Raw genomic sequence first — 24,166 nt, 5'->3', positions numbered from 1 at the left:
CAAGGGACATCCCCTCCGATCTGTCTTCGTATTCTTTATCCGCCCGGCTTTGTCTATTCTTGCATGTCATTTATAATCACCGGAATCACAATTTCCACACGCGTGCCCTCTCCGGGAACACTGGTATAATTCAAGGCATAGTCACCTTTATAAAAATGCTTCAGCCGTGCCTGTACATTCTGCACCGCATAGCCGCCGACATCCCGGGCAGTGTACACATCTGTCTCGTCAGGCATGGCAAGAATCTTCAGCAGTGTCTCGCTGCTCATCCCGCCCCCGTTATCCTCAATCACGAACCTCAGCTGGTCTCCGGTACGCTGTCCGCTGATGCTTACCCGTCCGCCGCCGCGCTTGCGTTCAATGCCGTGGATCAGCGCGTTCTCAATGAACGGCTGCAGGCTGAGCTTCAGAATGACATAGGAGTACAGCTCCTCAGGTATGTCGATCACATACTCGAGCGATTCCTGGAACCGCATCTTCTGGAGCGTCAGATACAGCTCAATCAGCTCTTTTTCCTTGGCTACACTGGTGAAGCTCTTGCCCTGGTTAAGACTTAACCGGAACAGCCGGGAGAGGTTGATGACCATCTCGCTGATCTTATCCTGTCCTGCCGCCTCCGCTTCCCAGAAGATCGTGTCGAGCATGTTGTAGAGAAAATGGGGGTTAATCTGGGATTGCAGCGCCTTCAGCTCCGCTTCCTGCTCCTTCAGCTTCAGCAGATAGGCATCGTCTACAAGCGTCTTGATGTTGCTGACCATATTATTGTAGCCCCGGCTCAATTGGCCGATCTCATCCCAATATTTGATGTCCACCTTCTCCTCGAACTGTCCGTTCTGGAAGCGCCGCATGGACAACAGCAGCGTCTTGATCGGCGCTGTCAGGAAGGAGGAGAAGAACATGAGCAGAGGAATACTAAGCACCAGGCTGGCTAATACCATCACGAGCACTGCCGATTTGATGGAATTCAGCTCCCCAGTCAGCGAAGAGAGCGGAACACTGTACAGGGTGATCCAGCCATCCTGGTTGATGTTGTAATTGAGCAGCGTATCCTTGCCCTCCAGGCTGACGATGGTGTTGCCGGAGCGAATGCCGGCCTTGGCTTGCTTCATTACGAACTGTGCGGCTTCTGGGCTATAAGTCTCTTTGCCTGCCGACAGAAGCTGTGTACCTTGTTCGCTCAGAATGAGGATGCCGTGATCCTTGTCATACAGATTCGTCAGATAGGTTCTGCGGATCGTCTCCAGATTAATGCCGACGAATACGAAGCCGATCCGGTTCCCGTTCACAATATCGCGGATAATCCGGGTCATGCCAAGCTTGTCATTGCGGTTGCTCTGAATGAATACATTGTTCTCTTCCGTCAGCGGGAACCAGTAGGAGGCACCGTTTAAGGCAACGGTCTGTTTATAAGTATCATTTGAGGTAATTTTGCTCAAACTATACGCACCGCTGCTGTCATCGGTGGCAACCTGAAACAGCGGCTCGGACAAGCTGCCGTACAGAGCCAGATAGTCGAAGCTTCCGGTCACCAGCATCTGGTTCATGATCGACGCAGTGGGTCCGTTATAGAGCTGGTTCTCGATCTTCGCCGAATCCGGGGTATTGCTCCTCAGGGTATCCTGAACGACTGGAGCGAGGCTGAATACCGTGACCCAGTCGGCTAAGGTCTTTTGCATACGGGCGAGATTACTGTCAATCTGCTTGAGCACACTCTGGTTGGAGTTGCTCACCTTATTGATGATCTGCTGCTTGGAGATGTTATAGGAATATGCGCCCAGCGTGCAGGCCACCCCGGTAATCAGCAGGAAGATCAGTATGGTTATCTTGTATCGCAGGTTCATATTCAAGTAGTAGCGCAGCACAGGATCACTAACCTTTTTGTTTTTTATCTTATGCGCAATGCCGAATATACACAAGGGAGCTGACATTCGAAGTCGACAATTTTCAACATTACTCTCTTTTTCTCTACTGACCCTGGCTCTGGTACTCTGGTACGATGTGTTCAGAAACAAAGAAAGCAACCCACGATCCATAACAAATAGGGGGAATTGACATGGTTATGAATTCAAAATCCACACGTAATATACTGCTGGTTACGGCCCTTGCGGCAGTCTCGGTGCTTAGCGCATGCGGAGGCGGTAATGACAAGAACAATAATGCAGGCAGCAGCACGAACGGCGGTACAGCCGGATCTGCGGACAAGGAAGTGACGCTGCGTCTGTTCTCGAACCTTCCCGACCGTAAATCCGGCCAGGGGCTGGCAGAGCAAATGGTAATCGACAACTATATCAAAGCGAATCCCAATGTCAAGATCGATATCGAAACCCTCGCCGAGGAGCCGTTCAAAAACAAGCTGAAGGCGTACATGGCTTCCAACGAATCGCTGGACGTCACGATGGTTCACGGCGGAGCAGAGCTGAATACGCTGGTACAAGCCGGCTATGTGAAAGAGCTGAACCCTGCGGAATACGAAGGAGACACTTACAAATTCCTGCCGGGCGTGTACAAATCCTTCACCTTCAATGACAAGCTCTATGGCTTGCCCCGCAACAGTGACTATGAAGTGATCTATTATAACAAAAAGCTGTTCGATGACAATGGCATCAAGATTCCTACCACCTACGCCGAATTGCTGGAAGCGGGCAAGCAGTTCCGTGCCAAAGGCATTGAGCCGATGTCGATGAACGGTAAGGACCTGTGGAGCTTCGCGGCCTTCTTCCAGGATCTTGTCGTACGCCTCACCGGCGATCAGAACCTGATGCTGGATGCGGTAGCGAAGAAGAAGAATTTCACCGGCGATGAGAACTTCCTGGCTGCGGCCAAGCTGCTGGCAGAAGCCAGAGACACCAAGCTGTTCCAGGAATCGTTCATGACAGCGGACTATGGCGCTTCCCAGAACCTGTTCACGCAAGGCCGTGCAGCCATGTGGTATATGGGCTCCTGGGAAGCGGGTATGGCTACCAATGACAAGCTGCCGGAAGACTTCCGCAACAATGTGAATGTACTGAAATTCCCGGTTGTTGATGGCGGTAAAGGCAAGAACACCGACCTTCTGGCCTGGAACGGCGGCGGATACTCGCTGGTCAGCAGCTCCAAGCATCCTGAAGAAGCCAAGAAGTTCTTCGACTATATGATGTCCGCCGATCAATGGGCCAAGATTGTATGGGATACCGGAGCGGCTGTACCGGCACAGAAATATGAGCTTAGCGGCAAAGAGAGCGAACTGCAGAAGCAACTGACTGAGGTTCTGACAGGGGCTACCAGCACAGCAGGTTCTATCGCCCTTGACTCCGGTACACCTAAGTTCAAGGATGATGCACAGAATGCCTTCGGCAAGTTCTTCGCCGGCGGATCAACACCTGAGCAGCTGCTGGCCGATCTTCAAAAGGCTGCGGAAACTCAATAACAGATCACCACTATAGAGAGTGAAAGGAGACGGGGCGGGAAGCATTCTTGCCCCTCTCTAATCTTAAGGATGGAGTTGGAGTTCCATGCAAAAAGTATTTAACAACAAAATGGCAATCTTTCTGTTCGTCTTTCCGGGGATTCTCCTGTTCTCCCTGACCTTTCTCGTGCCGATTGTACTCAGCGCGTATTACTCTTTCAGAGACACCCTGTCTCCGGGAACGCCCTCGGCATTCATCGGATTCGCCAACTATACGGAGCTGTTGTTCCACGATTCACGGTTCTGGCTGGCACTTAGAAATGCCGTACTGCTCGGTTTGGGCTTTATCCTGATCCAACATCCGATTGCTATCTTTTTTGCCATTATGCTGGACCGCCTGGGCGGTAAGGCAGAGAAGTGGTTTAGAACGATTTTCTTCATCCCATGTGTCATTTCTGTAGTCGTTATTTCAAAAATGTGGCTGTCCCTGCTGGACCCTACCTTCGGCGCCTTCAACAAAATGCTTGATTCCCTGGGGCTTGGAATGCTAAAGCATGCCTGGCTGGGGGATAGCAGCACCGCGCTGATCTCCATGCTGTTCATCCTGATCTGGGCCGGCTTCGGCTGGGGATTGCTGTTCTATTATGCAGGACTCAAAGGCATTCCCGATGATTTGTATGAAGCCGCTTCACTGGACGGAGCCTCCGGCTTCCGATTGCACTGGCGGATTACAGTTCCGCTGCTGTCACCGGTTATTACGGTGCAGATTACTTTGGCTATGATTACCGCCTTGAAACAGATGGAAACCGTGTTCCTGACCACTAACGGCGGTCCCGGCGATTCCACCCAATTCCTGGCCGTGTATCTCTATAACAAGGCGTTCTCGGCCAGCCAATATGGTTATGCCAACGCCATCTCGATTCTGTTCATCATTGTCTGCCTGCTTGCCACCTATCTCAGCAACAAACTGACCCGCAGTGATGCGACGGAATTCTAAGGAGGAATCACCATGACAAAAAGCACAAAAACCATACTATGGGTGTTCTTCCTGATCGTCGCCCTGGTCCAGCTGTTCCCGCTCATCTGGCTGATTGATTTCTCATTCTTAAGCAGCAATGAGTTCTACTCCTCCAGCGTCCTGAAATGGCCAAGTGACCCGCAGTGGCAGAACTATATCAATGCCTGGGTGGACGGTAAATTCCTGCGCTACTTCATTAACAGTGCCTTCGTTACCTCAGTAACCATTCTGTTAACGGTGATTCTGTCCCTTACGCTGGGCTATGCCTTTACCCGTATGCAGTGGAAGCTGCGCCCCATCTTCTTCACCATTATCCTGCTGGGGATTATGATTCCGATTCATGCGACTCTTCTGCCTAACTTTGCCATCTTCAAGGCGCTGGGCTTAACGAATTCCTATCTAGGGCTTATTCTGCCATACACCGCAGTGTCTGTACCGCTGGGAACCTTCATCCTGACCGGCTTCATGCGGAGTATTCCGAAGGCGATGGAGGAGTCCGCAGTAGTAGACGGCGCGAATATTTACCGGATTGTCTTCCAGATCATTGCTCCGCTTACTGCGCCTGCTCTGGTTACGGTCATCGTTACAACATTCCTGAACTGCTGGAATGAATTCATTATGGCATCGACCTTCCTCAGTAAAGATGCGCTGAAGACGCTGCCCTTCTCGGTCATGAACTTCGCCGGCCAGTATTCCTCAGACTACGGCTCACAATTTGCGGTCATGGTGCTGACATCGATCCCGGCCATTGTCATCTACGCTATTTTCAACGAACAGATCACCAAGGGCGTGACAGCGGGTGCGGTAAAAGGCTAAACTCAAATTATCAAAACTTTCAGGAGGACTATAATGGATCACTTGTTATACGGCGTTGCTTATTATGATGAATACATGCCTTATGACCGTCTTACGCAGGACATCCAAATGATGAAGGATGCGGGTATTAATACCGTCCGGATTGCGGAATCCACCTGGAGCACGCATGAGCCGCAGAACGGGGTATTCGACTTCTCTTCTGTACAGAGAGTGCTGGATGCGATGCATGAGGCCGGAATTCATGTCATTGTGGGAACACCTACGTATGCGGTACCGGCCTGGATGGTCAAGGAGCACCCGGAGGTGCTGGCCGTGACTGTGAAAGGGGAAGGGAAATATGGCGCCCGACAGATTATGGATATCACTAGTCCGGCGTATCTGTTCTACTCGGAGCGGATCATCCGCAAGCTGATGGCTGTGGTACATAAGCATCCGGCAGTCATCGGCTACCAGATCGATAATGAGACTAAGCATTATGAGACAGCCGGACCGAACGTCCAGCTAAGATTCGTCAAATACATGAGGGAGACCTACGGAACGCTCGAAGCCATCAACCACCAGTTCGGTCTGGATTACTGGAGTAACCGGATCGACAGCTGGGAGGACTTCCCGTCCGTGGTGGGGACGATCAACGGCAGCCTGGGGGCTGAATTCGCCCGGTTCCAGCGGGGGCTGGTGAATGAGTTCCTGGCGTGGCAGGTCGGAATTGTGAATGAGTATAAGCAGCCGGGACAGTTCACCACCCATAATTTCGATTTCGAGTGGCGGGGCTATTCGTTCGGCGTTCAGCCTTCGGTGGATCATTTTGCGGCGTCGCAGCCTTTTGACATTGCCGGTACAGATATTTATCACCCGTCCCAGGATCAGCTTACAGGTGCAGAGATTGCCTTCGGGGGAGATATGACCCGCTCGCTGAAGCAGGATAACTACTTCGTGCTGGAGACCCAGGCGCAAGCATTCCCCGAATGGACGCCATATCCCGGCCAGCTGCGGCAGCTGGCGTTCAGTCATCTGGGCTCAGGCGCTTCGATGGTCGCTTACTGGCATTGGCATTCGATTCATAATTCCTTCGAGACCTATTGGAAGGGCTTGCTCAGCCATGATTTCCTGCCGAATCCGGTATATAAGGAAGCCCAGACTATCGGCGCGGACTTCAAGCGGCTAAGCGATCAGCTTATTGGACTGAAGAAGACCAGCAAGGTAGCCGTTATGGTTAGCAATGAAGCGCTGTCGGCGATCGAATGGTTCAAGCTGCCCGGCGGATTGATCTATAACGATGTAGTCCGCTGGATGTACGACGAACTCTATAAGATGAACATTGCTTGCGATTTCATCCAGCCGGGAAGCCCCCGTCTGAAGGAGTATGAGCTGGTTGTAGTGCCGGCCCTGTATGCCGCCTCGGACGAAGCGCTCCAGCAGTTGAATGACTATGTCCGCAGCGGCGGCCATGTGGTCTATTCCTTCAAGAGCGGGTTCACCGATGAGCAGGTGAAGGTTCGTCATACGGCACAACCTGGGGTCATTCATGAGGCCTGCGGGATTGCTTACAGTCATTTTGCCACGCCGAATGCGGTTACGGGACTTACGGGCAAGCTGTTCCCTGAGGGAGCTGAAGCAGGCGTTCACACCGTCCGCACCTGGATGGAGATGATTGTTCCCGGTTCAGCGGAGGTGCTGGCCAGCTACGATCATCCCCAGTGGGGCGAATATGCTGCCGTCACCCGCAATACCTTCGGCGAAGGAACAGCCACCTACATCGGTTGTATGACCGGACCTGACGCACTTGCGGAAATCCTGCGCGATACGCTCCAGGTGGCCGGGTTATGGGGAGCGGACCAGCAGCTGTCGTTCCCGCTCATCGTGAAGTCCGGTATGAACCGGCAGGGCCATACCATCCGTTACTACTATAATTACTCAGCCCAGCCGGTCAGCTTCAAATATTCGTATGAAGCCGGCCAGGAGCTATTGTCCGGCAATGCGGTAGAGCAGGATCAGGAACTGACGCTTGATGCTTGGGGCGTTATGATTATTAAATAGACTGGGCACTTTTGCTATACAATAGCTCCACCATGCCGCCGTCATCCCTTCAGAGCCGATGACGGCGGATATCCCTTCAGGCTCTTGAACACATTGCTGAAATACGCCACATCGTGATACCCGCAATGCTCAGCCACCTCCGATACATTGAAGCCCCCCGCAGACAGAATCATTTCGGCGTTGTTCACCCGGATCTTGTTCAGGAACTCCTTGCAGGTGTACCCCGTATTCTGCTTGAATAGTTTGCCGAGATAGACCGGACTCAGTCCGATGCCTTCCGCCAGATCCCTGATCGTAACCTCCTCCGAATAGTGATCCATGATATAGGCCATTACCTTATGGATTCGCGGATCAAGCAGCGGGGCCTCCTGATGATAGGCAATGTTAAGCAGACGATAGATAATCAGCTGAAAAATCGCCCGGGCCTTCATCCGGAAGAGCGGCTGTGAGCCCATCCAGATATGCGAGAACTCCCTGATATCCTCCAGGATTTCTTTGGTCATCCAGCCCCTGGTTACGGCCGCAAACGGCAGATGTACCGGATTGTCCGCTCCTTCCCAAAAGAAGTTGAATGCATAGGAATGGATAGGTGCCTCTGCGAACGTATGGGCTTCCCGGATACTGCCGGAAGGGACGTAGAGAATATCACCGGCTTCCACCGGGAACTGCTCCCCGTTAATGGAATAGACCGCTTTGCCTTCCACAATGAACGTCAGATCATGGAAATCGATAGGGCTGCTGACAATCTCCCACTCTGCAAAAGACCTGCGGTCCACGAACAGCACGATGTTCGGCACAAGCGGTTCGTATGTATGAATGTCCATACCGGACCTTCCTCCTCACTGCTGTAACGCTGATGCACACCACATTATTTTACCACCGGGCTTATGCTCTGCACACCTGTCATATCATAGTACCTTGAGAATCATTCAGGGAAATGGAATTGTTCCGTCCGTATTTTCCTGCTATACTTTTGACAAGTTAGTTTGATAGGGGGTTACACGGATGGCTACGAATTGCTCATTAGCTAGGCAGTCCTCATGCAGAGCCTGATCCGGGGCGATACTTTGCGTGGGGTGCGGCAGGACAATCTTGATCGCCCAAACAGATATTATCGTTTCTAATCGCAGGCTCTGCACCTTATTGCTGTAATCAATCATAATAAGGGGCTGAAGAGCTGTGAAACCAACATTTATTAGAAACCATCAATATAATTATATTAAGAAACAAGCAGATTTTGTGCTGAAAACACTTCGTTCGGTAGCGGACCGCCGTGTCCTGGAGACTGTAAGATACAGCGCCGAGCTCAACGTGACGGGGGCCTTTGCTTCACTGACCGAGGGTCAGGAGCAGATGCTGCGGGCAATCTCCACCTTCGAGAAGGCCGAGGACTTCCAGCAGTATACCAGCGGGCTGGAGCCTTATCTGGAGCCGTTTCCGCCGATTACGCTGAAGCAGATTCAGAAGCTGTTTCCCAAGAATAAAAAGATGAAGCTGCCTGACCTGCAGTCATTTGATTTCCGCTATGTCACGTATCTGGCCTGGATGGACATCGCAGCGAACAAGCTGTTCATCGTCTATCCGCATGAAGGGCAGTTCATTGGTGTGGAAGGCCGGATGCTGCCGTTGCACAAGAAGGGCTACTGCCTGTTCTGCAACCGGCAGCAGGAGCTAGCCTTTCTGAACGTCAAGACCAAGCCGGAGCTTGCGGCGGCAGATAATCTTGCTTCCGTGGGCCAGTACGTATGTATGGATAGTCAGGGCTGCAATCAGAGCATTACGGATATAGGTGCGCTGGAGCGGTTCATCCTCTCGGTGCGCAAATAGCAGAATAAATAGTTAGTTTAACAAAAGCAGAGCAGCGGTTCCCGGTTGGGGACCGCTGCTCTGTTTGTTTTGTATTGTAGAGAATCTATCTGCTAGGTTGCGTCATCCTCGTCAAATCTGCCAGCTCCTCCAAAAGCTGCTCCTCCAGGCGGATGATCTCACACATATTCCTGTGAAGCTTCACCCGCGCGGCGGGCTTGTTACCCGAGCACATCCCCTTAATCATGAACTGATTCACCAGATCCCACTTCTCGCCTGCCTTACGGTAGCCTTCAGCTGCCCGGGAGAGAGCAGGCGCCGGACCTTCGCGCTCAAGCAGCTGCAGGAACTGGCTGAACCGGATTCGGCTGATCGGCAGGGCGTTGGCATAGATTTTGAAGGCCGAACTGGCTGCAGCAGTGTTATCAGGCTGTATCCCGGTCTCCAGATAGGCCTGGGCATACGCCCTGAGCTGGACACCCACCTGATCTGGACGAATCTGAGGGGCTGGGCTGGCAAGCACCTCTTGAAGGATCGTCTGCCAATCTGAGCAGGAGCGGGAGGTTTCGCACCGCCCGAATAAAGCATAGAAATGACAGGCTCCTTCAAGGATGCTGAAATCCACTACCTCAAGTTCCCTTCCATAGTAAGCATCGGTCAGATAGATCAGGTTCTTCTCCCGGTCCAGACCTACGGCAAGACAAGCATGGCTCGTATGCAGACTGCGGTAGGCTACACACCAGGGACAGTCATAGGAATCGAAGCCGACCAGCACCGGCATGCCTGAGGACAGCTGATTCTCCAGTAAGTCAAGCATGTAGCTTCGATCCATCGCCGGTTCAGTCCGTTCGATATAACTGAAGGTAAGGCCATGGTACGCAGACAGGTAGCTGGTATTGATCCGGGGCAGACGTATCCGCTCAATCAGCGGCTGGTCCGGGGCTTGCGGCTCATCCAGGGACATCTGCCAGGCATCGCCGTACATGCCTTTGCTGTCCAGGCCCTGCCACTGCGCTACAGACTGGATGCAGTCATCAATACAGCTGCGCAGCTTAGGGTATGGGGTACTCTTAACAGGAGCAATGTTCAACACTGCTCATCATCTCCTTCGCCGAGCAGAAGTGGCTGTGCAGCCGGTCGCGATAAGAAGCGGGAGTCATGCCGCTGAATTCGCGGAAGAGCCGGTAGAAATATTTCATGTCGTAAATGCCTACCTCAAGGGCCACGGACTGCACGCCAAGCTTCGTGAACAGGAGCAGGATGCAGCTGTATTTCATCCGGATTTCCTGGTAGATCTGGATGTAAGATCTGCCGGTCTTATTCTTGAGCAGACGCTGGAACTGGCGGGAGCTCATCGCAAGCTGGCGGCTCATTTCATTCAGCGTGATCCGCTCACTATAGTTACTGATCATATATAGGAGGACATCATGCAGCGGGTCATACTGAAGGACCGGGCGTTCTTCGAAGGGAAGGTCTGCTGCGGTCATAATCAGCTTCGCCAGCTCCAGCAGCGGCGGGTATAGCCGCTGCTCATCTATGAGCAGGCCAGAGTTCAGCATCCCGTGCAGCCGGCCTAGCAGGAAGAGGATTTCCTTGTTCTTCTCCATGTATCCGAACCAATGCTGAACCTCCAGAAGCTTCAGCAGCGGCAAGAGGACCTCTTCGGACAAGGTCCCGGGCAGCTCTCTAAGCACCTTGTCAAGTCCGGGCCTGAGCATACAATTCAGGATCAGCAGCGGCTCGGTACCGCTCAGATCCTGCGGATGAAAGACATGGGACACCCCCGGCGGAATCACCAGCACATCCCCCTGCGTCACCTGCATTTTATCCTCACCAGCCAGATGAATGCCTGTCCCTTGAACCACGTAGGCCAGCTCTACGAAGTCGTGCTGATGACGTACGGAAGTGACCGTTTTTTGAGTCAGGAGCATTTGAACGGGTGAACAGGAGTCGAATACATAATCCCCCCTGAATACCGGAAAAGCTTCCATAAACAAACCTCCGTTTCCTGTTTCCTTATGTTGGCAACTGGAATCCATCCTAGTATATCTCAATATTTTGGCGTATTCAACCATATATTAACAACTTAAAATTTGGTATATTCATGCTATTCATTCCAATTATGCAACCTGAAAGGGGTAGACACATGCAGCATAAAGTCATTGAGATTATCGCCGAAATCAAGGAGGAACCAGGCCTGCTTCAGACGCTCAGCGGAGCTTCTGACCTGACCCTGGACGCCGCACTTGACTCCCTGCAGATCATTAATTTTATTCTGAGAGTCGAGGATGAATTCAATATAGAGGTAGATTTCGACACCTTTGATCTGGAGCACCTGAAATCAGTGGACCGGTTCTCCGCTTATGTCGCCGGGCTTGCCGTACAATGAGGAATGCTGTGCACTGCGGCAGCCTGGAGTCGGAGCGGTACTGGCGGGAGGAGGATCTGGCCTCCTTGCCGGCCATTCCCGATGCGAAGGCGCTGGCTATCGTGCAGGCGATGGATGAAATGCTGTTTGTCTTTTGCGGGAGCGGCGATGTTCTCTTAACCCGCCAGGGGATGAACCGGGCACAATATGACTATCTGCAATCGCTCGGTTATGCATTCAGCACCAATATGGATACGCTCAGTCTGGAGGCAAAGGAATCTGTTCCCGCACAGGCGGCGCTGAATGTATTTGAACTGCTGGGCCGGATGGACGCCGGGCAGGAACCGGACCGCTTAATACCGGAAGGAGCGCTGCTGGAGCCCTTCGCCGTGCTTCCCGGGACACAGGAGGCGGTTAGCCGGTACAAGCTTTTGCCTACGTTGCCTAATGAAGATATTGTACGGGCAGTGAATACCAAGAGCTATTCAACGGCGATGCGGGACCGGCTGGGGCTGCCGAATATTGCGTTAGTGGTCAACAGTATGGAGGAGCTGCTGCAATCGGGACAAGCGCTGCTGGAGAAGGGAGCTTTTCTGATCAAGGACGAGTATGGGGTATCCGGTAAAGGGAATCAGCTGGTGGATTCAGAGCGTATGCTGCGCCGGATGGCCGGGCATCTGGAGTCGAGCCGCAATCAGGGGAAAAGAATCCGGTTTGTCCTTGAGCCTCTGCTGGACCGGGAGACAGACTTCTCCTGCCAGTTTCAGATTGAACCGGAAGGCCGGATCAACCTGTTGTCTGTTCAGCAGCTGGTGAACCAGGGCTTCGCTTTTGGAGAATCTCACTCCCCGCAGCCGTCTCTGCTGGACAAGCTGGACAAGGAAGGCTATTGGGAGACCATGCGCAGCATAGGACGGGAGCTGTACTCTGACGGATATTACGGTGAGGTGTGTGTCGATTCGATGCTGCTGCGTGACGGAAGTCTGGCGCCTCTGGTAGAGATCAATGCCCGCAAGTCGATGAGTCTGATTAAGCATTATGTGGACCGCCGGTTCAAGCAGGAGGGTATGCACACCTGCCTGATACAGGTGCCGCTGGCAGCTATGGGCAAGGTTCATTATGAGGAGCTGCTGGAGAGGATGGAGGCAACCGGGATTTTATTCTCGCTGGAGACGGGGGAAGGTGTGATGCCCTTGACCTCTAGCGCGCTCCAGCCGCTGGACCCCGCCCGTACTGCCGGTTCCGTGAAGGGCAAGCTGTATGCGGCCCTGACTTACCGGAGTGAAGACAGCAAGCACATGCTTATCCGTACGCTGGACGAGTCTCTCGTGCGCACGGGCTATACTATCCTGCGATAAAGAAAGGAACCCTCCAATGAATAACACCGTGACGATTCTATGCTCAGGCTTTGGCCTGGGCTTCTATGTCCCTGGTCTGCTGCTGGAACGCAAGTTAACCGCGCTGGGCCTTCAGGCGGAGATTGAGGTGTTCGAGACCTTAATGCCTGAGCACAAAAAAGAACAGACAGACAACAGCCGCAGGGCATACCAGCATAGCTTCGCCGTTGCCCTGACTTCACAAAAAATACCGTCCGATATCAGAAGCAGCCTTGATCCCGCAGCCGTTGAGCATTTGCTGCAGCAATGGAAGCAGGAGGAACGGCAGCACTTCATCGTCTTGTCCGGGCACTGGGTGCATGTCATGGACCAGTACCGTGAGCTGGCGGGGGTAAGCGTGTATGCTGACCTGCTGTATATTGACGCTGACCTGTCGCCATCGTGGAAGAATCTGCGCAAGCTGAATCCGGCTTACGCGGAAGGCTACCGTGAAGTAAGCCTGTATGATCCCGGGAAGCAGGAGATTCTGTTCAGCATCGATGCCGGATCTGGGGAAGCACTGCCTGCTGCGGCGAGAAACGGGCGGCTGGTCGTTCATGGGGGCGGCTGGGGGATCGGAACCTTCCGCGAGAAATTTGACGCGCTGGAGTCGGCGGGGTTCGAGCTGGATATTGCCGCTTACAGCACTCAGGAGATCGGCGGGCCGGTCCGCGGCAGACGTTATTATATGAATGATCCGCAGTGGAGGACCTGGACGAAGGACGGCAGCGGGCAGTATACCTTCCCGCCATTTGCAGAGGTAACCGGTAACCGGACGGAGCGTTTCCCGCCCTGCAAGAGCTACGGGGAGGGGATGTACGGAGTCATCCGGCAGGCGTCCGCTGTCATCAGCAAGCCGGGCGGCGGCGCTTTGATAGATTCCCTGGCTTCGGGTACACCGCTTGTGCTGCTCGACCCCTTCGGCCCGCATGAGAAGATCAACAGTAATCTGTGGGTCGGGCTTGGTTACGGCATCACTTACGGGGAGTGGGCCGCGTCAGGATATGATGATGATAAACTGCGCAAGCTGGCGAATAATCTCAGAGCCGCTAGAGCTCAATACCCGGACTATGCGGCAAGCTATGCCGGACAATTATCCACAGCAGGAGGGAGAAGCTAATGCAACCTACCAGTAGAGTGAGCCTGGACGCTAAGTCCTTCGAGGCTTTGAAGCGTACGATTCGAAATGTCGTGGTACCGCATAGAGAGCGCAAGCTTGATCCGGGATTCCGGACCGTAATGCCGGAGATTATGTCCCTCAAGCTGACCAACCGCTGTAATCTGCGGTGCAAGCATTGCTATCAATGGAATGAAGATGGCTACCATCATGATATGGATACCGCCGAGCAGAATCTGGATATGGATCTGGGAATGATCCAGAGGCTGCTGGAGGAGACGGACGAAGCGCAGTCCCGCCTGTATTTATGGGGAGGGGAGCCGCTGTTTCACCGGCAGGCCAAGGAGATTCTGGAGCTGCTGAAGGAGCATCCCCGGGACACGACCATCTGCACCAATGCCTATATGATCCCGAAGTTTGAAGAGGAGCTGTGCGCGATCTCCGACAACCTGGAGCTGCTGATTCCAATCGAGGGCTTCCAGGAGGAGCATGATTTCCTGCGCGGCAAAGGGTCCTTTCAGAAGGTGGTCCAATGTGTCGAACGGCTGCTGGAGCTGCGCGAGCAGGGCCGCTTCCGGGGCCGGATCTCTGTGCACAATGTCATTAATGATAATATGATCGGCCGATTGTATGAGCTGGTGGAGTTTTTTGAGCGCAAGGGTGTAGATCTGGTTCTGCTCTGCTTCCCCTGGTATATCTCGGAAAACACCAGTCTTGCGATGGACCGCTTCTACGATGAACACTTCCAGTGGCTGGCCGAGCTTCCGCCGGATCACCGGAGCAGCTGGCATGCGTTCAAATACCATATTAAGCCGGAGAATATCACCAGATTGACCGAAGACCTGAAGCGGATCAACAGCAACACTTGGCGCAATACCCGAATCCGCTATCAGCCGGGGCTGGACTTTGATGAGATTGAGGATTTCGTGGCCGGGAAGCCGATGCTGTCCCGCAGTACCTCCAAATGTCTGGCGCTCAGCACCCGGGTGGATATTGCCCCGAACGGGATGGTGAGTGCGTGTAAATTTTTTGGCGAGCTGGCCATTGGCAATGTGGAAGAGCAGACGCTGACAGACATATGGAATTCTGCGCGTTACGACCGGCTGCGGCGGATTCTGGATGAAGGCTTATCCCCCGCCTGCTCCAAATGTAATGTGCTGTACTTGAACACCTATGCTGCGCTGGCTCAGGTATGAGCAGTATGGTAGAGCAGGTAACCTATAAGCTAGGCATTCTGGGCGCCTCGAATATTGCGGTTCCAGCAATGCTGGAACCGTCACGGATAGTGGACAAGGTGAAGATTACGGCGATTGCCAACCGTACCTTGGCGAAAGCAGAGGCCATGGCCGAGGCGTACCAGATTCCCTATGTGGCTGGTAGTCTGGAGGAGCTGCTGGAGCTTGATGGGCTGGATGGAGTGTATATTGCGCTCAGCAATGAGTTACATGCTCAGTGGGCGATCCGGGCCTTGAATGCGGGCAAACATGTCTTGGTGGAAAAGCCGATCTGTCTCCATCCTGAAGAAGCGGAGCAGTTAAGGCTGGCGAAGAACAACCCTGCTGCTCCGAAGCTCGCCGAGGGGATGATGATTGCCTGTCACCCATGGCAGCAGACGCTGAAGGGCATCGTCGATTCGGGCGAGTTCGGCGCGCTGCGCAGGATCAGCACCCGGATCTCCATTCCTGCCAAGAACGGGCATGCCGGGAATTACCGGAGTGTCAAGGGGAAGGGCGGAGGTGTTTTTGCCGATCTGGGCTGCTATTGGCTGCAGTTCGTGCAGACCCTTGCCGGTCTTCAGCCGGAGGAGATCCTGGCGCAGTCTGCCTTTGACGGGCCGGATGGCTGCGACTGGACCTTTCAGGCAGCGCTGCAATACAAGAACGGGCTGAGGGCCGAGTGCCTCACTTCCTTCGAGCTGCCATACCGGGCCTCGCACACCCTGTATTTCGACCAAACGGTGCTGACGGTTCCGGATTTCTTCCGGCCGATCAAAGGGTTCTACAAGCTCAAAATCCGGCATGATCTGCCGGACAACCGCACCACCCTATGTGAATTCGAACCGCTGAACTATTATGTAGGCCAGCTGGAGGCTTTTGCGGCGATCATGAGCGGGCAACAAGCCGAGGGTCTGGGCGCTACCTGGGAACGGGTGCAGCTGCAAGCCCGGATCATGGCCGGGGCTCAGCGGTGCCGGGTTTAGCTGTGAAGCAGACCGACGATGACCGAAACAAACGCCACAGCAGCGCCCCCCTAACCGGAGAGTCGCTGCTAGTGGCATGATTACCTGATAGGACAGGAGCCATCCAGACATCCGGGGCTGGTGGCAGATTCGGTATTATCATCGGATACAGTCTCCACCTTGGACCATGCCTGATCCAGCACCTCTTTGAATACTGATTGATCCCGGGCACCCGATATGGAATATGTTTCATTAAACAGAAAATACGGCATTCCCCGTACGGAGGCAAGGCGGCTATCTTTTTCATCCTTATGCACTTCTGTTGTGTATTGGTTACACTCCAGGACCGCCAGTGATTTCGTCCCATCCAGACCCGCTTCTGCTGCCAGTAAGGCAAGGGTACTAGGGTCGTTTATGTTGAGTCCTTCTGTAAAATAGGCTCTGAAGATACGTTCCGAGAGTGCATAAGCTTTCCCATGGGCGGCCGCATAATGCGTTAGGCGGTGTGCGTTAAAGGTGTTTGCCGGGATGGTCTGATCAAATCGATAATTGAGGCCTGTCATTCTTGCCATATCAGTAACCTGCATATAGGCATGCTTTGCCTGGGAGACACTCATCCCTGCATGTTTGGAAGCCGTTTCGTAAATCGATTCTCCTGCTTGCGGATAATAACCAGGCACCATTTCAAAGCTGTGGAGCACGATTTCTACCTCATTTTTATAATCAAACTGTTCCAAGGCGGCTTCAAACTTTTTTTTCCCAATATAGCAAAACGGACAAGTATAATCGAACCATATTTCTACTCTCATCTTCATCTCACCCTCATTTCTTAATCACGATTTTCCCGCGTTTAGGCTGCATCTCACTTTTACGGTATGCCTGGTATAGGCCTTGGGCGGTAAATGGGTATATTTCATCTACATGAATGCGCAATTTCTCATCCTGTATATTACGGATTATAGTCTCCAGATCGGCACGGTTAGGTCTTGTTTGAAAAAAAACCGAGTCTATGTCCCGGACCTTTGGAGTTTGTCCAATCCCAAAGGCAACGATTGAAATATATTTTCCTCCATTCTTCAGAACAGCATAGCTTTCATTTCCAGTATCTCCTGGCAATCCTGTTTCAAATGTGGATGGGTCCGCGATGGTATCCAAAACGATATCTACAGGCTCGGAAATTTTGTTTACGAATTCATCTGTTGTATAATCAATAACTTCATCCGCACCTAATTCCATGACGAATGGACGATTGGAATCCCTCGCCGTCGTAATTACATACGCTCCGTGTTGCTTCGCTAATTGAATTGCGGCATGCCCTACGCCCCCTGCGCCTCCATGAATAAGAATACGCTGACCCTGCTGAAGTCTGCCATGCTCAACCAGGGCTTGCCAGGCCGTCAATGTAACCGTAGGTATGGCTCCAGCCTCTTCGAAGGAAAGACTCTCCGGGATAACAGCAAGATGATCCTCTTCTACAGCTACATAATCCGTGTAAGAACCAGTGGGGACCATCCCCATCACACGGTCACCTGGTTTGAGATGCTGCACCAATGTGCCAACTTCCTTTACAATACCCGCCACATCGAAACCAAGAATATACGGAAACTGGACTTGAAACATTGCCCCCATCGGACCCTGCTCAATTGCACCTGAGCGTAAATGAGCATCTCCAGGATTTATGGATGAGGCGTGCATCTCCACGAGTACCTGGGTGTCTTTAATTACAGGAACAGACACTTCCTGCTCCTCCAACGATTCAGGAATTCCGAAGCCGGTTAAAGCTATTGCTTTCATTGTTATATCCATTCCTTCCTTTGTAAATAAGTAGTCACAAGTTGTTTAGGCAACACTTGTTTGATATGATATTAGTACGATATTCCCATGAATACAACCAGCAGATATTCACGAAACGTATGTTAAGCAACAGATTATGAAATTTGATGCTTTAAGATAAATTTGCTTTTCTGGAAGAAATTACAGCTCTGGCCTTTGACAACATGATCCCTGAACAAATGGTTGCCGCACAAGTTGATAGTACAATGAAGCGGACTTTACATCGGAGCATTGAATCTCTTTTGAGAAGAAGCGGGGATTCGGTCCATGCAGCTATCAACGCGGCCATGATAAGTGCGGCCATTTACAATGCTGCTTACTACTGGTATGAGACAAACGAGGATGATAATATTGAGCAGCTCACTATTGCGGTTATCCATTTCATTAATCACGGCTTACAAATGAAGAGCTCCTGAATCTGGGCCGAGGCGCAGCAGCGCCGGGTCTATCTGTGAAGCAAACCCGCCAATAGTCTAAACACACAAGCAGCGACTTCCGGTACCGGAGAGCCGCTGCTTGTGTGTTATCGGTTCTGCAACGAAGGCGGCTGCTCTGTCCAGGAGCGTTCGTTGTTCAGCACATATATTCCCAGCGCCTGCTCGAAGGAAAGGCCGTGATTATAGAATGTCAGCATCTTCGCGGCGAAGCGTACACTCTTATCTGCGCTGGGCGACTGCAGCAGATCTGTTGCCAGCGTACGGAAATTCTTCGGCTGGGCTTCCGCAGCACCGACGGCATCCAGCAGCCCCTTGTGGCTTGGAAAAAGCATGCGGTTATAAGCCAGGATCATTCTTCCGCTGAAGAAGACCAGATTGCTGGCAGTATGGGCGAGCAGGTAGGCGTCGTCCTTCCGGGTTGCCTCTTTGGCGAAATACAGCCCGAATAGATAGATCTGGGCGCAAAAGTCCTGCAAATTGCGCTCGCGGTTCTCCTCAGGATAGACGGGAATCCGGGCCACCAGCTCATCCAGCTCCGGGATTCTGGAGAAGAGCACCTCTGCACCAGTAAAAGCATACCTTGTCGGCTCATTGGCCTGCCGGGCTGCAAGCTCCAGAAACCGCCGGTTAATTACCTTGATATCGGCGTATCCGCCTTCATAGGTGCTGACTTCGCGGTCCACATAGGAGAGCCTGTCGTTCCGCTCATATTCCGCATAGGCTTCATCGGTGAAGACCAGATGGACATCCACATCCGAGGTCTCGCTGGCGGTTCCCTTGGCTACTGATCCGCTGGTGATTGCCGCCAGACAAGAAGGGTCTTGCTCCAGCTTCTCCGCCAGCTTCTCCAGTGTCTGTCTGTGGTGCGCGTACATATTGCGTTCAGCCTCCTTGAATGAATTCTGCTGCGTTAAGCGTATCAATAGGAAAGCTTGCCAGCTATGGTCAATTCAGACATTCAGGCTCCCGCCTGCTCTGTCTTCCCCTGAGTCGCCTGCTGCTCTGCGGCACCGCTGCGGATGAGGCTTCTCCGTCCGGCGAGGGTGACCGCCAGAATAGCTGCACCGGAGACGAGCAGAATGAGTGAGCCGGGAAGCCGGTCGAGGAGGACTCCATAGAGCAGCATTCCGAGCGGAGCGATGGAACCGGCGGTGCCCTCTACCAGACCGAATACGCGTCCACGGTACTTTTCCTCGGTAGTCTGCTGCAGATAGACCTGAACCGGAATGTTAATGACCATAATCATGACGCCGATAAGGATCAGCAGCGGCAGGAAGAGAAGGAAGGTGGCATTCGGGGTGAAATCAAGCAGCAGCGGCACTGCCAGCGCGAGGAATAACACTCCCAGTGCGCTTAAGCCTCCGAGGATCGGCTTCACTGGACTCTTGCTCTGGGGAAGTACAGCAAGCAGCAGCGACATCAGAAGTACGCCTGCCGCCAGCATCGCTTCGAGAACTCCATATTGCTTCGAGGAGAGTCCGAGTGTCTGTACTGCAACGTAGGGCAGCACAACATTCAGGGCGACGACGAAGAAATTAATCCAGAACACAATCCCCATCAGGGAGCGGAGGACCGGACGGCGGATCACATAAGCGAAGCCTTCCTTCAGATTCGTGCGGACCCCGTTAACAGCAGTGCCCAGACGTTCGCGGAGCGGCTGGGGGCCTGAGGCTTCGGCAGGTTCACCGGCAGCTTGAAGCCGTGGAGTCGGCTTGTATCTCAGCATGCAGCCCATCACGGTCGAAAAGGTGAAGCCTGCTGCGTTCAGCAGCATGAAATCCTGAAGGGGAAGGAAGGCATACAGAAGACCGGCGAGAATCGGAGCCAGCAGGTGGCCAGCCGATCCGGCAATCTGATTCAGAGATCCGGCCCGCTGGACGGAGCCGCTGTCTACAAGCATCATCATCGAGGAAGAGACTGAAATACTATAGAAGGTAGAGCAGATAGATAATAGAATGAGCGACAGATAGATAGTCCATAGGAACAATCCCTCCAGCGAGACGAACAGAAAGGCTAGGGACATAATCAGGGCACTGGCCAGGTCCGAGCCGATCAGCAGTCTGCGGCGGTTAACTCTGTCGGCGAGCACACCGGCGAAGGGGGACAGCAGGATTCCGGGCAGCAGCCCGCAGAGCAGTGTAACGGCGAAGCTGCTCCCTGAGCCAGTCTCGTTCAGAATGTACAGACCGGCTACGAAGGTATACATACTGGAGCCGAGAACAGAGATCAGCTTGCTGCCGAAGAAGAGGAATATGTTACGGTTAGTCGCTGCCTTATCATGGGTTGCGGATGTTATTTGAGACATAATAGCACTCCCTTAGTCAAAAGTTAAATTTTATTAAACTTATTGTATGAGTAAAAGTTCAGGAATGCAATAAAAAGTTTAATTAAATTTAACTTTACCGTATTTCCAGCTTTCTCTTAGAGTATAGGTAAGCTATACTGAAAAGAAAAGCATCCTGGAAAGTTGGCAAGCAGATGACCACCAAACAAACTATCGGAGAGAAAGTCAAGCAATTGCGCAAGTCTAAGGGACTTACGCAGACGGACCTTGCCGGAGACCATATGACCAAGAGCATGCTGAGCCAAATCGAGAATGGACGCGCCTTGCCCTCGATGAACAGCCTGCAAGTTCTGGCCGGCCGGCTGGGAGTTGACCCGGGCTACTTCCTCGAAGGCGAGGAGGAGGCTGAGCTGGCTCCGCTTGTCCGGGAGATGGAGGCCAAGTTCAAGGCGAAGAATTACAGGGAGGTCATCCAGCGGCTCCAGCCGCTCACGGAGCGTATGCTTCCGATGACGATTGACGCTGCGCGTCTGCTGGAGTTCTATGTAAGCTCCCTTTTCTATACAGGAGACGGAGGCGGAGAAGCGGAGCTGGAGCGGGCAGCGCTAATCTATGAACGCTTCGGCTTATTCGTGGAGCGGGCGAAGGTGCAGTATATTTCCTATGCCCTAAATTTCGCACAGAGCAGGTACGCTGAAGGGCTGGAGCTGATCCGCCGGGTCCGCAAGGAGTACGAGGCTAACAAGGTGGGGAATGATTTTATCTTTGAAATCGATCTTCATTATGCCGAGAGCGTTAGCTTGTCTGCCCTGGGGGATTATGCGGGAAGCCGTGAAGTTACATTGGCGGCGCTTCAGGTGTCGCGGGAAGAGGGGATCTACTATATGACGGATCATCTCTACCGGGTGCTCGGGATTCTGGCGCTGACCGAAGGAGAGACCTTGGCGGCAGAGGAGGCCTTGAAGAAGGCCAGAGCATTCGCAGAATTCACCGAATCTCAGGATTCACTGAAGCTGGTGTTGATCGGAGAGATCAGACTCGCGGTAGCTAAGGGAGAGTACAGTAAGGTTCTTGCGCTGGCAGAGCAGTATCCGCAGGAGGATGAACAGTACGCGCCAAGCGTTCAGCTCATGTCCGGCATCGCCTGGTATCATCTTGGGCAGGACGATGAAGCGCTGATCTGCCTGTCCAAGGCCGAGCCGGGTGATCAGGTCTACCACCCGCTTGACCGCGGCAACCTGTTGACAGCTTTTGCTTACCGGGCACAGATCTGTATGCGCCGGGGTATGAAGGAGGAAGCACTGCGGCTGTCCCAGTTCGCCTATGATCAGGTGAAGGAATACCCGCCTTCCATATACACCGAAATGATCAACAAAACTTACCGCGAGCTGCATAACAAACTATCCTTATAGCGCAGCAAAAAACACCCGTGCGATTTTCCCGCACGGGTGTCCTTCTGCAATGAAATATAGGTGGAACTATAAATCCTCAGATAAAGGAGGGAGCGACGGAGGAGATTTTGAAACTGTAGGAGCGCTAGCGCCCGCCTTTGTTTCCGGATTTCTACCGCTTAGAGCGGCATAAATCAAGAAATTTGGAAACAACAGCGGCCGGAAGTCCAAAATCTCCGCAGTGGCGACTGCTCCTTTATCTGTGCATTTAAGCTCAAGCTATCTGAATAGCTTATTTGCTGCTCCACAGCTCCACACGGTCCTGCACATACTTCGTATAGCCAGCTTCCATTTTCTTAACGCCGGCTTTTTCCAGATCGGCCATGTAATCATCCCAGATTTTATCGAATTCAGCCGGTTTGGCCAGAATCGCCTGCGGGATGCGCTTCCACGTAATATCCTTCATTTTATTGCCCAAGATGGCGACTTCATCCTCGCCAGGGATAGCAATGTTCCAGGCAGCGCCGTATGCTTTTTCCTTGAATTCTTCCTCTTTCGGGAACAGATCCTTCCAAGTCGTAGCTTTGTAGGCTGCCAGCGTCTCTTTCTCAACATCGCTATAGCCCAGCACCAGCTGCTCAGGGAAGTTCTTAGTGTAGTAGTTGCCCGTGGAATCCTTGGCACCGTCACCATAGTGAACCATCATGTTCCAGTAGAAGCCAATGCCTGTTTCCTTCGTGAAGGCGGTATTATCGTTGTTGATGCGGTCCTGGACTTCCTGCGGAACTACGCGTTTGCCGTTCTCCACTTTATAGTGCTTGCCTTCAATTCCCCAGTTGTTCAGGATCTGACCTTCATCGGAGGCCAGGAAATCCAGGAACTTGATCGTCCGGACCGGATCGGGGTTGGTTGTGGAGATGGAGATACCGTAGCCGCCCATGAAGCCGGTAGGCCAGAAGCTGGTTTCCTTGAATTCATCCGTCAGTGTGACCGGATAGTGTCCGTAAGTCTGATCGAATTTGCCGGCCGTTTTGAGGGCTTGCTGCGCGTCATTGTAGTCCCAGTCCTGGTCAATCAGGCCGAGCACGCGTCCAGTGGCTACTTTGGCTTTATACTGGTCGTATTTTTGCACGAAGCTTTCTTTGTCAAGCAGGCCGATATCATTCATGTGGTTCAGCCAGCGGAAATATTCCTTTTCTTCCGGACGGCGGAAGTGGTAGATCGCTTCGTGAGTCTCCTGATCGACGTAATATTCACCATCATCGGAGCCGCCGGTAGTGGCTACCGCAGGGTTAGTAACGGAAATGTACATATGCCAGTCGTCTGCGTTCAGGGAGACACCGATGTTCTTGTTGCCGTTCTCATCGGTAGGGTGCTTATCCAGATACGCCTTAATGACATTTTCATAATCCTTGACCGTCTTAATCTCAGGGTATCCGGCTTCCTTCAGTACGCGGTGCTGCAGCTCGAAGCCGCCGCCCGCTACGAATTTCTTCTCATCCACCGCTGCCCAGGTCGGGATTGCGTAGATCGATTGGTCTTCGTTCGTATACTTGGCCCGGGCGAGATTATCACCGAGCACGCGCTTGATGTTAGGGGCATGCTTATCGATCAGATCGGTCAGATCCAGGACCGCGCCGGCATCCACCAGCTTGCCGATATCACCTTTAGCCGAGATAATGTCGGGATATTCACCGCCTGCTGCAATCAGGGCAATCTTCTGCTGCGGATCACCGACAGCGAATTCGGCATCGAGGGTGACGCCGGTTTTTTGCGTAATGACAGTGCTGACCTCATCCTTCATATTGTTCCAGTTCGGATTGGGGTCTTCCGCGAAGAAGGATAGTGTCAGGGGACTTAAGTCCTCAGCCGCAGCCGTAGCCTCAGCCGTTGCCGTGGCATTGGCGCTGTTCGTAGCCTTGGCCCCGTTATTCTCAGCCGTATTCTTGTTGCCGTTATTATTGCCTCCGCCGCAGCCTGCCAGCACACTGAGCAGCAAGGTCAGCACCATCAGCGCCACAACCGGTTTCGCCGTCTTTCTTGTCATGAATAGAAACCCTCCCTTTGTCTGGTGAAAATCATATTGTATTCACAGGCGTCAGCCTGAAGATACCGCTTT

21 protein-coding genes are annotated in these 24,166 nt (G+C 52.9%); 12 read left to right on the top strand and 9 right to left on the bottom strand.

Annotated features, from left to right (window positions below; genetic code table 11):
* Nucleotides 1-53 precede the first annotated feature (53 nt).
* Nucleotides 54-1,928, bottom strand: coding sequence for a sensor histidine kinase (locus tag NYE24_RS10040; protein WP_342478573.1), 1,875 nt, complete (start codon nucleotides 1,926-1,928; stop codon nucleotides 54-56).
* A gap of 125 nt (nucleotides 1,929-2,053) precedes the next feature.
* Here NYE24_RS10040 and NYE24_RS10035 point away from each other — a divergent pair, with 125 nt between their 5' ends.
* The 4 genes from NYE24_RS10035 (at nucleotide 2,054) to NYE24_RS10020 (ending at nucleotide 7,256) form a co-directional block, all read left to right on the top strand.
* Nucleotides 2,054-3,406 (top strand): extracellular solute-binding protein, encoded by a 1,353-nt coding sequence (locus NYE24_RS10035; RefSeq protein WP_051493887.1) that lies wholly within the window; start codon nucleotides 2,054-2,056, stop codon nucleotides 3,404-3,406.
* Between the two features lie 85 nt (nucleotides 3,407-3,491).
* Nucleotides 3,492-4,382, top strand: a complete 891-nt coding sequence (locus tag NYE24_RS10030) for a sugar ABC transporter permease (protein ID WP_036698677.1) — start codon at nucleotides 3,492-3,494, stop codon at nucleotides 4,380-4,382.
* 12 nt (nucleotides 4,383-4,394) lie between these two features.
* Nucleotides 4,395-5,219: a carbohydrate ABC transporter permease gene (locus tag NYE24_RS10025; RefSeq protein WP_036698676.1), complete on the top strand. Its 825-nt coding sequence runs from the start codon at nucleotides 4,395-4,397 to the stop codon at nucleotides 5,217-5,219.
* A 33-nt stretch (nucleotides 5,220-5,252) separates the two neighbouring features.
* Entirely contained in the window at nucleotides 5,253-7,256 is a 2,004-nt protein-coding gene (locus tag NYE24_RS10020) for a beta-galactosidase (protein WP_342478572.1), read from the top strand.
* A gap of 41 nt (nucleotides 7,257-7,297) precedes the next feature.
* On the opposite strand, the gene NYE24_RS10015 is transcribed toward NYE24_RS10020, so the two are convergent.
* A complete protein-coding gene (locus NYE24_RS10015; protein WP_084649030.1) occupies nucleotides 7,298-8,080 on the bottom strand; it encodes a helix-turn-helix domain-containing protein in 783 nt (260 codons plus the stop codon).
* A gap of 355 nt (nucleotides 8,081-8,435) precedes the next feature.
* On the opposite strand from NYE24_RS10015, the gene NYE24_RS10010 reads away from it, so the two are divergent.
* Entirely contained in the window at nucleotides 8,436-9,083 is a 648-nt protein-coding gene (locus tag NYE24_RS10010) for an elongation factor G-binding protein (RefSeq protein WP_036698669.1), read from the top strand.
* An 85-nt stretch (nucleotides 9,084-9,168) separates the two neighbouring features.
* On the opposite strand, the gene NYE24_RS10005 is transcribed toward NYE24_RS10010, so the two are convergent.
* Together NYE24_RS10005 and NYE24_RS10000 are read right to left on the bottom strand one after the other, a co-directional pair.
* Nucleotides 9,169-10,155: a hypothetical protein gene (locus NYE24_RS10005; RefSeq protein ID WP_036698667.1), complete on the bottom strand. Its 987-nt coding sequence runs from the start codon at nucleotides 10,153-10,155 to the stop codon at nucleotides 9,169-9,171.
* Nucleotides 10,133-11,053, bottom strand: a complete 921-nt coding sequence (locus NYE24_RS10000; protein WP_036698664.1) for an AraC family transcriptional regulator — start codon at nucleotides 11,051-11,053, stop codon at nucleotides 10,133-10,135. The genes NYE24_RS10005 and NYE24_RS10000 overlap by 23 nt, the downstream gene beginning before the upstream one ends.
* Before the next feature lie 155 nt (nucleotides 11,054-11,208).
* Here NYE24_RS10000 and NYE24_RS09995 point away from each other — a divergent pair, with 155 nt between their 5' ends.
* Genes NYE24_RS09995 through NYE24_RS09975 form a run of 5 tightly spaced genes read left to right on the top strand, consistent with a single transcriptional unit; the run spans nucleotide 11,209 to nucleotide 16,123 of the window.
* Complete coding sequence (locus NYE24_RS09995) at nucleotides 11,209-11,451, top strand: acyl carrier protein (RefSeq protein WP_036698660.1); 243 nt, start codon at nucleotides 11,209-11,211, stop codon at nucleotides 11,449-11,451.
* Nucleotides 11,448-12,788: a hypothetical protein gene (locus tag NYE24_RS09990; RefSeq protein ID WP_036698657.1), complete on the top strand. Its 1,341-nt coding sequence runs from the start codon at nucleotides 11,448-11,450 to the stop codon at nucleotides 12,786-12,788. The genes NYE24_RS09995 and NYE24_RS09990 overlap by 4 nt, the downstream gene beginning before the upstream one ends.
* 16 nt (nucleotides 12,789-12,804) lie before the next feature.
* The gene (locus NYE24_RS09985) at nucleotides 12,805-13,926 is read left to right on the top strand and encodes a hypothetical protein (protein WP_036698654.1); all 1,122 of its coding nucleotides are present in this window, start codon (nucleotides 12,805-12,807) and stop codon (nucleotides 13,924-13,926) included.
* On the top strand, nucleotides 13,926-15,119 hold the full coding sequence (locus tag NYE24_RS09980) for a radical SAM protein (RefSeq protein ID WP_342478571.1): 1,194 nt from the start codon (nucleotides 13,926-13,928) through the stop codon (nucleotides 15,117-15,119). The genes NYE24_RS09985 and NYE24_RS09980 overlap by 1 nt, the downstream gene beginning before the upstream one ends.
* A complete protein-coding gene (locus tag NYE24_RS09975) occupies nucleotides 15,116-16,123 on the top strand; it encodes a Gfo/Idh/MocA family oxidoreductase (RefSeq protein WP_342478570.1) in 1,008 nt (335 codons plus the stop codon). The genes NYE24_RS09980 and NYE24_RS09975 overlap by 4 nt, the downstream gene beginning before the upstream one ends.
* Nucleotides 16,124-16,203: 80 nt before the next feature.
* Here the strand turns inward: NYE24_RS09975 and NYE24_RS09970 are convergent, their stop codons facing one another.
* Both NYE24_RS09970 and NYE24_RS09965 read right to left on the bottom strand, forming a co-directional pair.
* Nucleotides 16,204-16,911 (bottom strand): DsbA family oxidoreductase, encoded by a 708-nt coding sequence (locus NYE24_RS09970; protein WP_036698849.1) that lies wholly within the window; start codon nucleotides 16,909-16,911, stop codon nucleotides 16,204-16,206.
* Nucleotides 16,912-16,924: 13 nt separating this feature from the next.
* On the bottom strand, nucleotides 16,925-17,896 hold the full coding sequence (locus tag NYE24_RS09965; protein WP_036698650.1) for an NADP-dependent oxidoreductase: 972 nt from the start codon (nucleotides 17,894-17,896) through the stop codon (nucleotides 16,925-16,927).
* A 245-nt stretch (nucleotides 17,897-18,141) separates the two neighbouring features.
* On the opposite strand from NYE24_RS09965, the gene NYE24_RS09960 reads away from it, so the two are divergent.
* Nucleotides 18,142-18,351, top strand: a complete 210-nt coding sequence (locus NYE24_RS09960) for a hypothetical protein (protein WP_342478569.1) — start codon at nucleotides 18,142-18,144, stop codon at nucleotides 18,349-18,351.
* A 107-nt stretch (nucleotides 18,352-18,458) separates the two neighbouring features.
* Here NYE24_RS09960 and NYE24_RS09955 read toward each other — a convergent pair whose 3' ends face one another.
* Both NYE24_RS09955 and NYE24_RS09950 read right to left on the bottom strand, forming a co-directional pair.
* A complete protein-coding gene (locus NYE24_RS09955; protein ID WP_342478568.1) occupies nucleotides 18,459-19,247 on the bottom strand; it encodes a nucleotidyltransferase domain-containing protein in 789 nt (262 codons plus the stop codon).
* 83 nt (nucleotides 19,248-19,330) lie between these two features.
* Nucleotides 19,331-20,677, bottom strand: a complete 1,347-nt coding sequence (locus NYE24_RS09950) for an MFS transporter (RefSeq protein ID WP_342478567.1) — start codon at nucleotides 20,675-20,677, stop codon at nucleotides 19,331-19,333.
* Nucleotides 20,678-20,850: 173 nt separating this feature from the next.
* Between NYE24_RS09950 and NYE24_RS09945 the strand changes: the two genes are divergently transcribed.
* Entirely contained in the window at nucleotides 20,851-22,068 is a 1,218-nt protein-coding gene (locus NYE24_RS09945; RefSeq protein WP_342478566.1) for a helix-turn-helix transcriptional regulator, read from the top strand.
* 271 nt (nucleotides 22,069-22,339) lie between these two features.
* On the opposite strand, the gene NYE24_RS09940 is transcribed toward NYE24_RS09945, so the two are convergent.
* A complete protein-coding gene (locus NYE24_RS09940) occupies nucleotides 22,340-24,094 on the bottom strand; it encodes an ABC transporter substrate-binding protein (protein WP_342478565.1) in 1,755 nt (584 codons plus the stop codon).
* Between the last annotated feature and the right edge of the window lie 72 nt (nucleotides 24,095-24,166).

It is taken from the genome of Paenibacillus sp. FSL H7-0350 (assembly GCF_038593195.1).
Taxonomy (GTDB): domain Bacteria; phylum Bacillota; class Bacilli; order Paenibacillales; family Paenibacillaceae; genus Paenibacillus_AQ.
The sequence above is the reverse complement of the archived record's forward strand: the minus strand, read 5'-3'. Positions and strand labels throughout refer to the sequence as shown.